At 73.3% G+C, this 12,513-nt stretch carries 9 protein-coding genes; 2 read left to right on the plus strand and 7 right to left on the minus strand.

What is annotated here, in order from left to right; translation table 11 throughout:
• Nucleotides 1–42: 42 nt before the first annotated feature.
• The 7 genes from ASG70_RS17590 to ASG70_RS17620 all read right to left on the minus strand — a co-directional run bounded on the left by ASG70_RS17590 (nucleotide 43) and on the right by ASG70_RS17620 (nucleotide 10,307).
• On the minus strand, nucleotides 43–1,056 hold the full coding sequence (locus tag ASG70_RS17590; protein ID WP_056885120.1) for a hypothetical protein: 1,014 nt from the start codon (nucleotides 1,054–1,056) through the stop codon (nucleotides 43–45).
• Nucleotides 1,053–1,703, minus strand: coding sequence for an RNA polymerase sigma factor (locus ASG70_RS17595; protein ID WP_235531566.1), 651 nt, complete (start codon nucleotides 1,701–1,703; stop codon nucleotides 1,053–1,055). The genes ASG70_RS17590 and ASG70_RS17595 overlap by 4 nt, the downstream gene beginning before the upstream one ends.
• Nucleotides 1,704–1,793: 90 nt before the next feature.
• Nucleotides 1,794–3,422, minus strand: a complete 1,629-nt coding sequence (locus tag ASG70_RS17600; protein ID WP_056885121.1) for an amidohydrolase — start codon at nucleotides 3,420–3,422, stop codon at nucleotides 1,794–1,796.
• 9 nt (nucleotides 3,423–3,431) lie between these two features.
• Nucleotides 3,432–4,643 (minus strand): acetate/propionate family kinase, encoded by a 1,212-nt coding sequence (locus ASG70_RS17605; protein WP_056885122.1) that lies wholly within the window; start codon nucleotides 4,641–4,643, stop codon nucleotides 3,432–3,434.
• Nucleotides 4,643–6,700, minus strand: coding sequence for a phosphate acetyltransferase (pta, locus tag ASG70_RS17610; protein WP_056885123.1), 2,058 nt, complete (start codon nucleotides 6,698–6,700; stop codon nucleotides 4,643–4,645). Before pta ends, ASG70_RS17605 begins: the two co-directional genes overlap by 1 nt.
• A 10-nt stretch (nucleotides 6,701–6,710) precedes the next feature.
• Nucleotides 6,711–9,194, minus strand: a complete 2,484-nt coding sequence (locus tag ASG70_RS17615; RefSeq protein ID WP_056885124.1) for a phosphoketolase — start codon at nucleotides 9,192–9,194, stop codon at nucleotides 6,711–6,713.
• Between the two features lie 48 nt (nucleotides 9,195–9,242).
• A complete protein-coding gene (locus ASG70_RS17620) occupies nucleotides 9,243–10,307 on the minus strand; it encodes a hypothetical protein (RefSeq protein WP_056885125.1) in 1,065 nt (354 codons plus the stop codon).
• Nucleotides 10,308–10,393: 86 nt separating this feature from the next.
• Here ASG70_RS17620 and ASG70_RS17625 point away from each other — a divergent pair, with 86 nt between their 5' ends.
• A complete protein-coding gene (locus ASG70_RS17625; protein ID WP_056885126.1) occupies nucleotides 10,394–11,854 on the plus strand; it encodes a KamA family radical SAM protein in 1,461 nt (486 codons plus the stop codon).
• Between the two features lie 70 nt (nucleotides 11,855–11,924).
• Nucleotides 11,925–12,509 carry a biotin transporter BioY gene (locus ASG70_RS17630; protein WP_056885127.1) on the plus strand — a complete coding sequence of 195 codons (585 nt, stop codon included), beginning with the start codon at nucleotides 11,925–11,927 and terminating at the stop codon, nucleotides 12,507–12,509.
• Nucleotides 12,510–12,513: the final 4 nt, after the last annotated feature.

Consider the following 12,513-nt stretch of genomic DNA (forward strand, 5'->3'; position numbering starts at 1 on the left):
CCATGAGTCGGGCTCCCGCCAGGTTCTCGTCAGGGGCTCTCGTCAGGGGCTCTCGACCGAGTCGGGCGCGTCCTCGTTCACCTGGGTCTTCGCCCTGGCGCGCACCACCGCGGGGACGGAATCGACCACGGTCGGCTGCACGGTCACCTCGGTCCGGTTCCCGGAGTCCGTCTCCCCCAGGTAGCGGGCGGTGGCGGCGTCGAAGTAGACGGCATCGACGTAGGCGCCGCGGTACTCCAGCTCCACCGCGTCGTGGCCCGCGAACTGGACCCTCGAGGTCGTGACCTGCGGCAGGCTCCCGAGGAGCCGGATCATGGCGGCGTTGAGGGCCGGCGGGGTCATGCCCTGGGCGAACCGGTCGCTGCAGTCCTCGAAGATCGCCTGGCTCGGGTCGAGGGAGTTGGGGCCGTCGCTGCGGAGGTGGGCGTCGAAGAAGGCCCGCAGCCCGGCGGGGTCGGAGGGCCACTGCTGGTAGTCGGCGGGCTGGGTGCCCATGAAGGGGTCGTCGCCGAGGTCGCTCGCCGGGATGCGCTCGTAGGTGGTGCCCACCGGCTCGACCCGGGAGGTGTCGCGCCGCCACGCGGTCCCGTCGGCGTCGACCCAGCTCTCCGACGTGGAGTCGACGGCCGGGGTCTGGGCGTCGCGGTGCGCCTGGGTGAAGGTGACCACCTGGTGGAGGTACTGTCCCGGCCCGACCACCAGGGTGGGAGCCACGGCTGCGGTGCTGGCGAGCTGCTCCACGGCGTCAGCGCGGGGCAGCGCCGTACCGGGCGCGAGCACGGCGGTGCCGCCGGCGACCGCAAGCGTGGCGACGGCGGCCGCGGCACCCAGGGCGACCCACCGGCGGCGGGACCGGCGGGGTACGAGGGCGACGGTGCGCCCTGCCGAGGTGTGCTGCGGGTCCGCGCGGCGGCGGGTGGAGGCCAGGGTGTCCTCGACGTCTGCAGGGCCCCAGTCGTCGGTGAGGTCGTCGTCGGTGGGACGGGCGGCCACGAGCAGCGCGAACGGGTCACGCGGGTCGAGGGTCCGGTCGGGCAGCTGGTCGAGCGTCTTCATGAGACCTCCTGGGCGAGTGCGGCACGGGTGAGGTGCGGGGTACGCGCCGGCTCCCCCGCCGGCGAAGGGGTGGAGGGTGCCGAGCCCGGCGCGGCCTCGGCGGCGTGCGCGGCACGCAGCCGGGCGCGGGCCCGGTGGAGCCGGACGGTGAAGGCCCGCACCGAGCAGCCGGCGACGGCAGCTGCCTCGGCGGGCGGCAGCCCGTCCCACGCGGTGAGCAGGAGCGCCTCACGCTCCGCGCGGGTGCACTGCTCGAGGGCCCGCAGGACGCTGTCGCGCTCGTGGACGGCCTCGTCCGCGGACGGGGCGGTGGACGTCCAGCCCTGCCGCACCGCGGCGAACCAGACCTGGTCGGCGCGACGGGCCGTACGGCGCTGGTTGGCGATGACGTTGCGGGCCACCACCAGCAGCCAAGGCAGGGGTTCGTCGGGCACCTGCTCGGGCCGGCGCCACGCGACGAGGAAGGTCTCGGAGACGACGTCGTCGCACTGGCTGGGCTCCACGTGGCGCCGGGCGTAGGCGCGGACGCGGGGCGCGTGCTGCCGGAACAGGGCGCTGAGCTGCTCGTCGAGCTGGCGGCGGTGTGGGCTGTCGTCGGGGGCGGCGGGTGGGTGACCGTCGAGGTCACTGTCTGGGTGTCTGCTCACACCCTCCTGTGTCCGCTGCTCCCCCCGGATCACGCGCATGGCCCGAATTGTGTCGCTTCGCGCCCCGCGGAGCGGTAGGGATCGCCGGTGTCAGGCGGCTAGGGCGCCCGCGTCGAAGACGGTGCGGCCGCGGACCACGTTGCGCAGGCACTCGGGGGCGGGGGCACCGGGCGACAGGTCGGGCAGTCCCGGAGTGCCCGACCGCGGGTCGGTGCTCCACGTCTGGATGCGGTCGTCCGGGGCCTGCACGACGAGGTCGCCGACCTTCCAGACCGCGAACGTGGCAGGCAGGCCGAGGTCGAGGTAGCCGCGGTCGTCGAGCCCCGCAGCGCGCCAGCCGCCCCGGGTGTGGGCGAGGAACGCCGAGCGGGCGGAGATCCGCTGGCGCTCGTCGTGGTGCTCGATGCAGGCGCGCACGGCCTCCCACGGTGCGAACGGCGTCACGGGGGTGTCGGAGCCCAGCGCGACGGTCATCCCGGCGGCGAGCATGGAGGCGAACGGGTTCATCGGCGCCTCCCCGACGACGCGCTCGGCGCCCAGCCGCGCGGCGTACATCGCGTCGGACCCGCCCCACAGGGCGTCGAAGGCAGGCTGGACGCTGGCCCCGACACCGAGGGCGACCAGGCGCTCGATGGCGCGGCGGTCGACCATCTCGAGGTGCTCGAGGCGGTGCCGGGACCGGGCGACGACGGGCGCGCCGACCAGCTCGGCTGCGGCCTCGAACCCCTCGACCACGGTGTCCACGCCGGCGTCGCCGATGACGTGGAACCCGGCCTGCAGCCCCGCGAGCGAGCAGGCCGCCACGTGGTCGCGGACCTCGGCGACGGACAGGTAGGGGTTGCCCGTGTGACCGGGCGCGTCGGCGTACCCGGACCGCAGGTGGGCGGTCCGCGAGCCGATGGAGCCGTCGACGTTGAGGTCGCCCGCCAGGCCGCGAGCGCCGTGCAGAGTCGCGACATCACGGGCCTGCTGCTCGTCGGCGACGAGCTCGGCCCAGTAGCCCATGGCCTGCGGGACGTCACCGCCCCCCCCTGCCGCCAGGACGTCGGCGAAGTCGTCGGCGCTGGAGACGACGGGGCCGCCGTTCTCGTGGACGAGGCCGATGCCCGCTGCCGCCGCGGTGCGCAGCGCGAGGTCGATGTCGGCGCGGCGCTGGGCGGGCGTCACCGCCTGGTTGAACGCCTCGCGCGCCGCGTGGTGGGCCTCGCGGGTGACCAGCCCCTCCCCCTCCCAGCCGGGGAGGTCACGGGCACCGCACGCGGCCGCGAGCGCCGAGGAGATGACGGCGGAGTGGCCGTCGACGCGGGGCGAGTAGACGACACCACCGTAGGTCGCCCGGTCGAGCTCGGCCGCGGTCATCGCGCGTCGCTCGGCCCACAGGCCCTCGTCCCAGTTGGGGGCGTAGACCGGGCGTCCCTGCTGGCGACGTCCGGCGTCCTCGATGCGCGACAGCGCCTCGGCGGCGCTGCGCGTGGTGGCGACGTCGACGCCGCGCAGACCCGCGCCCGTCTGCGACAGGTGGGCGTGGGCGTCGACGAAGGCCGGCGTCACCAGGGCCCCGTCGAGCTCGACGACGCGGTCCACCGCGTCGCCGTGGACCGCGGCCGCGTCGTCGCCACCGATCCAGGCGATCGTGCCCGTCGCGTCGTCGACGACCATCGCGTTGGCGAAGGGGTCGATGGGTGAGTAGACGAAGCCGCCGCGGTAGAGAGTGCTCACGCGAGCACCCTATGCGTCGGCCTGTGCCCTCTCGTCGCCGAGGACGGACAGGCACGCGCGGGCGATCTCCAGCTCCTCACGGGTCGGCACCACCCACGCGGGCACCCGGGTGGTCACGGCGGTCACCCTCCGCTCAGGCTCGCCGTCCTCGTTCGCCTCAGGGTCCAGCTCCACCCCGAGGGCGCCGAGGCCGTCGAGCACCGCGGCGCGCACCGGCGCGCTGTTCTCCCCGATCCCACCCGTGAACGCGATGGCGTCCGCGCCTCCGAGCGCCACGGCGTACGCGCCGACGTACTTGCGCAGCCGGTAGGTCATGACGTCGAAGGCGAGCGCAGCGGCGTCGTCGCCGCTGGCCCGCCGCTGCTCGAGCTCCCGCAGGTCGGACACACCCGCCAGGCCGAGGAGGCCGCTGCGGAAGTTGAGGGCCTCGTCGTAGGACCTCGCGTCCAGGTCGGCGACCCGCGCCAGGTACGCGCCCAGGGCAGGATCGACGTCCCCGGACCGGGTGCCCATGACCAGGCCCTCGAGTGGGGACAGCCCCATCGAGGTGTCGATGCTGCGGCCGGCCTTCACCGCGCAGGCGCTGGCGCCGTTGCCGAGGTGGAGCACGATGACCGCGCAGTCCTCGGGTGCGCGCCCGAGCAGCTCGGCGGTGCGCTGGGAGACGTAGCGGTGGGAGGTGCCGTGGAAGCCGTAGCGGCGCACCCGGTGCTGCTCGCGCCACTCGGCAGGCACCGCGTACGTGTGGGCCTCCCTGGGCAGCGTCTGGTGGAAGGCCGTGTCGAAGACGGCAACCTGCGGGACGCCGGGGAACGACTCCCGCGCGCTGAGGATGCCCTCGAGGTTGGCCGGGTTGTGCAGCGGGGCCAGCGGCACGAGCGAGCGGATCGCCTCGACCACGTCGTCGTCGACCACGACCGGCGCGCTGAACCGTGGTCCGCCGTGCACCACGCGGTGGCCCACCGCGTACAAGCCCGCCCCGGACAGGTCCGGGCCGTGCTCGCGCAGCGCCTCCCTCGCCGCACCGAGGGCCTCGCCGTGGTCGCGACAGGTGACGTCGCGCTCATGGGTGTCGTCCCCGGTCTGGTGCCGCAGCCGACCCGCTCCGCCGATGCGGTCGACCATCCCGGACGCGGCGGTGCGTCCCGTGACGGCGTCGACCACCTCGTACTTCAGCGACGAGGACCCGGCGTTGACGACCAGGACGGTGCGGCTCGCCATCAGGCGCCGGCCTGGATGGCCGTGATGGCGATGGTGTTGACGATGTCGCGCACCAGGGCTCCCCGGGACAGGTCGTTGACCGGGCGGTTGAGCCCCTGCAGCACGGGGCCGATGGCGACGGCCGAGGCGCTGCGCTGCACAGCCTTGTAGGTGTTGTTGCCGGTGTTGAGGTCGGGGAAGACGAGCACCGTGGCGCGCCCGGCCACCGGGCTGTCCTTGAGCTTGGTCGCGGCCACGCCCAGGTCCACCGCCGCGTCGTACTGGATGGGGCCCTCGACGGGTAGGCCCGGTTCCCGCTGGTGGACCAGAGCGGTGGCGGCCCGCACCTTGTCGACGTCGGCGCCCGACCCCGACTCCCCCGTCGAGTAGGACAGCATCGCCACCCGCGGCTCGATGCCGAACTGCTCCGCGGTGCGGGCCGAGGAGATCGCGATGTCGGCGAGCTGCTCGGCGGTGGGGTCGGGGTTGACCGCGCAGTCGCCGTAGACGAGCACGCGGTCGGCGAGGCACATGAGGAACACGCTGGAGACGACCGAGACCCCCGGGGCCGTGCGCACCACCTCGAGGGCGGGGCGGATCGTGTGGGCCGTCGTGGTGACGCAGCCGGCAACCATGCCGTCGGCCAGGCCCTGGTGCACCATCATCGTGCCGAAGTAGGAGGGGTCGGCGACCCGGTCGCGTGCCTGGTCGAGGGTCACGCCCTTGTGGGCCCGCAGCTGCGCGTACTCCGCGGCGAACCCCTCGCGCAGGTCGCTCGTGCCGGGGTCCACGACGTCCGCCCCCGTGATGTCGACGCCGAGGAGCCCGGCGTTGGCGCGGACGGTCTCCTCGTCGCCGAGCAGCGTGAGCTTGGCGATCCCGCGGGCCAGCACGGTGTCGGCAGCCAGCAGGATCCGGTCCTCCGCGCCCTCCGGCAGCACGATGTGCGCCCCGGACAGCCGTGCCTCGTCGACGAGCCGGTGCTCGAACATCAGCGGGGTCACGGTGCCCTCGCCCGTCGTGGCGACCGGTCCGAGCAGCGCCTCGGCGTCCAGGCCGCGCTCCACCATGGCGACCGCCGCCTCGAGCTTGCGCGTCGAGTCGGGCGTGAGCCGACCGCGCGCCGCGCCCAGCCTCGTGGCCGTGGTCATCGTGCCGCCGTCGGTGGCGATGACCGGCAGCACGACATCGAGGCCCTCGATCAGCCGCTCGACCTGCGGGGTGAGGGGGAACCCGCCGTTGAGGACGATCCCGGACAACGTCGGGAAGGTCTTGGACCGGTGCGCGAGCAGGACACCGAGCAGGACGTCCTCGCGGTCACCGGGGACGATCACCACTCCCCCGTCGAGGAGCCGGTCGAGGACGTGCGGCATGGTCATGGCGGCGACGACCAGCCCCGTGCACTCCCGGTCGAGCCAGCCGGTGTCACCGTGCACGAGGCGGCCCGCGCAGGCGTCCATGAGGTCCTTGACGGTAGGCGCCCGGAGCAGCGGGGTGTCGGGCAGGGACTGCACCGGGACCCCGACCAGCGCCGACACCGCAGCGGTCACCTGCTCCACGCGCGCCGGGTCCACCCGGTTGGCCACGACGCCGGTCACGTGGGCGTGGGCCTCCCGGGCCGCCACGACGGCCATCTCGGCGGCGGTGGCGACCTGCGCCGGGTCGTGGTCGGCGGCGGGCACCACGAGCAGCAGCCGTGAGCCGAGGTTCGCCGCCACCGCGGCGTTGACCGAGAACTCCGTGGGCGCCGACACGTCGGTGAAGTCTGAGCCGACGACCAGCACCACGTCGTGGTCACGCGCCACCTCGTGGAACCTGTCCACGATGAGGCCCATGGCGTGGTCGGGCGAGGCGTGCAGCTCGTCGTACGTGACGCCGCAGGCCTGCTCGACGGTGAGGTCCCCCGGCAGCTGGGCCAGCAGGGTCCGGACCAGCTCGTCCGGCGCACCGGCGCGGACGATGGGCCGGAACACGCCGACCCGCCCGGCGCGGCGGCTCAGCTGGTCCAGCAGGCCGACCGCCACCGCCGACTTGCCGGACTGCGCTTCGGTGCCGGCGATGTAGATGCTCGTGGCCACGGGGCTGAAACTACCGGGACGACTCGGCCGACGCCGCCCGGTCGGAAGGTCCGGGGTCGGACGGTGGGTTGTCGGACGGTCCGCTCCAGGTCCAGGCCGCGATGTCCGGCAGGTCCTCCAGGTGCTCGCGGATGTGGGTCTCGTGCTCGGCGAGCCGCTGGTCGCACAGGTCCTTGAGCTCGCGCCATCCCGTGGGCCTGGTGCGTGCCCGTCGCAGCACCTCCTTGGCGAGGTGGAAGCGGCTCATCTTGTTGAGCACTACCATGTCGAACGGCGTCGTCGTCGTGCCCTGCTCGCTGAACCCGCGGACGTGGAAGCGCCCCGGGTTGGCCCGGCCGTGGATGAGCTGGTGGACGGCGCGCGGGTAGCCGTGGAACGCGAACACGACGTGCCGCTCCGGGGTGAAGACGTCCTCGAAGTGGCTGTCGGAGAACCCGTTGGGGTGGTCGTTCTCGGGGATCAGCGTCATGAGGTCGATGACGTTGACGAACCGCACCTTGAGGTCCGGCACGTGGTCGCGCAGGAGCTCGGCGGCCGCGAGCGCCTCCTGCGTCGGCACGTCACCCGCGCAGGCCAGCACGATGTCGGGGTCGTCGTCCGGGCCGCAGGTGCTGGCCCACTCCCACATCGAGGCACCGGCCGAGCACGCCCGGGCGGCCTCCTCGAGGGAGAGGTACTGCAGGTGCTTCTGCTTGTCGACGACGATGAGGTTGACGTGGTCGGTGCCGGACAGGCAGTGCTCGCTGATCCACAGCGCGGTGTTGGCGTCCGGTGGCAGGAACACCCGGACCACACCGGGAGCCAGCGGCAGCAGGCAGTCGATGAGACCGGGGCCCTGGTGGGAGAACCCGTTGTGGTCGTTGCGCCAGCAGGTCGAGGTCAACAGGATGTTGAGCGAGGACACCGAGTCCCGCCACGGCAGCTCCTGGGCGTGCTGCAGCCACTTGACGTGCTGCACCGCCATCGACGCCGACACCATGGCGAAGGCCTCGTACGTCGCGAACATCCCGTGCCGACCGGACAGCAGGTAGCCCTCGAGCCAGCCCTGGCACAGGTGCTCGCTCAGCACCTCCATGACACGGCCGTCGGGGCCGAGGTCGTCGTCGGTGTCGCGCAGCGGTCCCATGAAGCACCGGTCGGTGACCTCGAACACCGGCTGCAGCCGGTTGCTCGCGGTCTCGTCCGGGGAGAACAGCCGGAAGGTGCCGCCACCGTCGGGGCGGGCCGTCGCGGCATACAGGTCGCGCAGCAGCCGGCCCGTGGTGATCGTGTTCTCGACGAGGTCCCGGCCGCGGCCCGAGGGCTCCACCGCCACCTCGTACGCCGCGAGCTCGGGCATGGGCAGCGGGGTCCGCAGCCGCCCGCCGTTGGCGTACGGCGTCGCGGACATGCGCCGGTCGCCCTCGGGAGCCAGGTCGCGCAGCTCGGGGACGAGGCGGCCCTCGTCGTCGAACAGCTCCTCGGGCCGGTAGGTGCGCATCCACTCCTCGAGCATCCGCAGGTGCTCCGGGTGGTCGGCGAGGCCGGAGAGCGGGACCTGGTGGGCGCGGTTGGTGCCCTCCACCTGGACGCCGTCGACGACGGCCGGACCGGTCCAGCCCTTGGGTGTGCGCAGGACGATGGCCGGCCACCGGTGCCGGACGGGCTCGGCGGGGGCGCCTGCCCCGCGGGCGGTGACCTGCAGCTCGCGGATGCGGCTGTGGGCGTCGAGCAGCGCGTCGAGCAGGGCGGGGAAGACCTCCCGCGGGTCGTCGCCGGACACCGTGACGGGGTCCCAGCCCTGGCTCATCAGGTAGGCCTCGACATCTGCGTCGTCCGTGCGGCCGAGGACGGTGGGCCCGGCGATCTTGTAGCCATTGAGGTGCAGGATCGGCAGGACCGCCCCGTCGCGCCGGGGGTTGAGGAACGTCGGCAGCCGCCACGAGGCGCTGAGCGGCCCCGTCTCGGCCTCGCCGTCCCCGACGACGCAGGCCACGGTCAGGTCGGGGTGGTCGAACGCCGCCCCCGCCGCGTGCACGAGGGCGTAGCCGAGCTCACCGCCCTCGTGGATGCTGCCCGGCGTCTGGACGCTGACGTGGCTGGGCACCCCGCCGGGCGAGGAGAACTGCCGGAACAGGTCGCGCACCCCGGCCGCGTCGTCGCCGATGTGGGGGTACACCTCGGTGTAGGTCCCCTCGAGCCACGCCGTCGCGACCAGCGCGGGCCCGCCGTGCCCGGGGCCGGTGACGTAGAGCCAGTCGCTGTCGGTGGCGCGGATGACGCGGTTGAGCAGCGTGTAGACCATCGACAGGCCGGGACTGGTCCCCCAGTGGCCGAGCAGCCGCGGCTTGGTGTGCTCCAGCCGCAGCGGTTCGCGCAGCAGCGCGTTCTCGCGCAGGTAGATCTGGCCGACGGTGAGGTAGTTGGCCGCCGCCCACCACCGCAGGTCGAGGTCGAGGTCGTCCGGTGCGTACGCGATCGCGGAGGGTGCGGTGGGAGCCGGGTCTGGGCGCATACCCCCGATCGCACCATGTCCGACGGGGTCGCGCAGGGAAGTTGGTCCCTACCGGACCGGTTGCTCCTCGAGGCGCCCCTCGAACAGGCCGCGGACGACCGCGTCCCGGCGCAGCAGGTCCAGGGCGTACGCCGCGTGGCCGGGCACGTAGCCGTTGCCGACGAGCATGCGGACGTCGGCGGCGACGCCCTCCGCACCGAGCGCCGCCGCGGCGAAGCTCGTGGCCATCGAGAAGAAGATGATGGTGCCGCCCTGGGCGGTGGACAGGATGGCGGGCTGCTCGCAGCCGGGCACGTCGACGCAGACGACGGTGACGTCCGCCGGCCCACCCGCAGCGGCCACGGCCTCGGACAGGCCCAGCGGGCTGCGCGCGTCGGCGACCACGACCTCCTCGGCCAGGCCGGTGTCCCGCAGCAGCTCGGCCTCCCGCTCGACGGGCACCACCGCGATGCGGTGGGCGGCGCCCGCCTCGGCCGCGGCTGCCAGCGAGAGGGAGCCCGACTTCCCGGCACCACCGAGGACGGCCACGGTCGGGGCGTGCCCGCGGGCGGCGTACTCGGCAACGACGCGGTGCACGAGGGCGGGGGCGCCGCACACGTCCATCACCATCAGCGCGAGGTCGGGGCTGAGGTCGTCGGGGAGCTGCGCGGCGATGGAGCGGCCGAACAGGACCGCGTGCCCCTGTGCTGGCACGCGCTCGGAGCGGCCGTCCCAGCGGGCGAGGCCGTCGGTGAGGACGAGCGGCGTGAGCGACAGCGAGACCAGCGTGGCCACCCGGTCGCCGACCGACAGGCCCAGCGGGGACTGCGGCCCGACCTCCTCGACGGTGCCGATGAGCATGCCGCCCGAGCCGGTCACGGGGTTCTGCATCTTGCCTCGGGTGGCGACGATGTCGAGCACCTCGGCGCGCACCGCCTCACCGTCGCCGCCGTGCTTCTCCGACAGCTGGCGGAAGGAGGCCGCGTCGAGGTTGAGGGTCTCGACCGCGATGCGCACCTCGTCGGGCCACAGCTCCGGACGGGCGTCGAGGCGCTGCGCCGCCTGCGGCAGCGTCGCTCCGGCGGGCTCGAGGACGCGGTGGAGGCCGACCGGCGACGAGGGGGTGTGAGGCACAGAATCTCCCAGCTATGGCGACACGAGGTGAAGATCTTGCGGCGAAGGTTCCCGATCGACGCAACCTGTCCCGTATCCTGCCACGTATGAGCACCGCGATCGAGCAGCCCTACGTCTACCGCCACCGCGAGCTGGTCGAGCCCGACTGGACCCGCTTCCCCGGGTGGCGGGACGTCACGGCCCAGGACTGGGCCAGCGCCCAGTGGCAGCGCGCCCACTGCGTCAAGAACCTCAAGCAGCTCCGCGAGCTCATGGGCGACCTGCTCACCGAGGCGTTCTACGCCGACCTCGAGCGCGACCAGGCCGAGCGCGCCACGATGTCGATGCTCGTGCCGCCGCAGATGATGAACACCATGGTCAGTGAGATGACCTGGGCCGACGGCCGGATGCCTGCAGCCGGTGTCGAGTTCACCCGCGCGTTCTACGCCGACCCGGTCCGCCGCTACATGCTCCCGGTGTTCTCCGACCGTCGCACCGACTGGCCGAGCCACCCGCACGCCACCCGCGACAGCCTGCACGAGCACGACATGTGGGCCGTCGAGGGCCTGACGCACCGCTACCCCACCAAGGTCCTCGCCGAGATGCTGCCGACCTGCCCGCAGTACTGCGGCCACTGCACGCGCATGGACCTCGTCGGCAACTCCACCGCCGTCATCGACAAGCTCAAGCTCACCGGCAAGCCGGTCGACCGGTATGCCGCGATGCTCGACTACCTGCAGCGCACCCCGCAGGTGCGCGACGTCGTCGTCTCGGGCGGCGACGTGGCCAACATGCCGTGGAAGAACCTCGAGGGGTTCCTGGACAAGCTGCTGGACGTCGAGAACGTCCGCGACATCCGGCTCGCCACCAAGGCGCTCATGGGCCTGCCGCAGCACTGGCTGCAGGACGACGTCGTCGAGGGGGTCGCGCGCGTGTCGGCGAAGGCCCGCTCGCGCGGTGCCTCGCTCGCCATCCACACCCACGTCAACAGCGCCCAGTCGGTCACGCCGCTGGTCGCCGACGCCGCGAAGGCGATGCTGCAGGCGGGCGTCCGCGACGTGCGCAACCAGGGCGTCCTCATGCGCGGGGTCAACGACTCCGTCGAGCAGCTGCTCGACCTCTGCTTCGCCCTGCAGGACGACGCGATGATCACGCCGTACTACTTCTACATGTGCGACATGATCCCGTTCAGCGAGCACTGGCGGCTCTCGCTCGCGGAGGCCCAGCACCTGCAGCACTCGATGATGGGCTACCTGCCCGGGTTCGCGACGCCGCGCATCGTCTGCGACGTCCCCTACGTCGGCAAGCGCTGGGTGCACCAGGTCGACAGCTACGACACCGAGCGCGGGATGTCGTTCTGGCGAAAGAACTACCGCACCTCCATCGAGGGGGCCGACACCGACGCGCTGTCGCGCGACTACGTCTACTACGACCCGATCTACACCCTCCCCGAGGCCGGGCAGCAGTGGTGGCGTGAGCAGGGTGACCACGAGACGGCCCACGCCGTCGCCGTCGAACGCGCCGCCGCGAGCCGTGAGGCGGCCGAGCGCGACACCGCCCTGGTGTGAGGGGGCCGTGTGACGTGGTCGACGTGAGACGTCGGTGTGCGGCGGCTCGGGGCTTCGCTAGGTTGCTCCCGTGACTGCCATCGCCCTCCCCCGCAAGCGTGTCCTCGCCGACGTCATCCCGGGCGGTCTCGTCCGTGACGCCGTCCTCGTCCTCGGCGGCGCCGCCTTCGTCGGCCTGCTCGCCCAGTTCGCCATCCCGCTGTCGTTCACGCCGGTCCCGCTGACCCTCGGCACCTTCGCCGCGCTGCTCACCGGTGCCGCGCTCGGCTCCGTCCGCGGGCTGCTCAGCGTCGGCCTCTACATGGCTGCCGGCATGGCCGGGGTGCCATGGTTCGCCGGCCACGCCAGCGGCTACGGCTTCCCGTCGTTCGGCTACATCATCGGGTTCGTCGCGGCCGGCGCCCTCGTGGGCTGGCTGGCCCAGCGCGGTGCCGACCGCACGGTCGTGCGGACAGCCGGCCTCATGGTCCTCGGCAACGTCGTCATCTACGCCGTCGGGCTGCCCTACCTCATGGCCGCCACCGGCATGGACCTGTCCACCGGCCTGGCCAAGGGCGTCGTGCCGTTCCTGCTCGGCGACGCGATCAAGATCGCGGTCGCCGCCGGGCTGCTGCCCGCCGCGTGGAAGCTCGTCCAGCGCGTCGAGCAGCGCTGACCCG

Origin of the sequence: Phycicoccus sp. Soil748 (assembly GCF_001428025.1) — a bacterium.
Classification (GTDB): Bacteria; Actinomycetota; Actinomycetes; order Actinomycetales; family Dermatophilaceae; genus Pedococcus.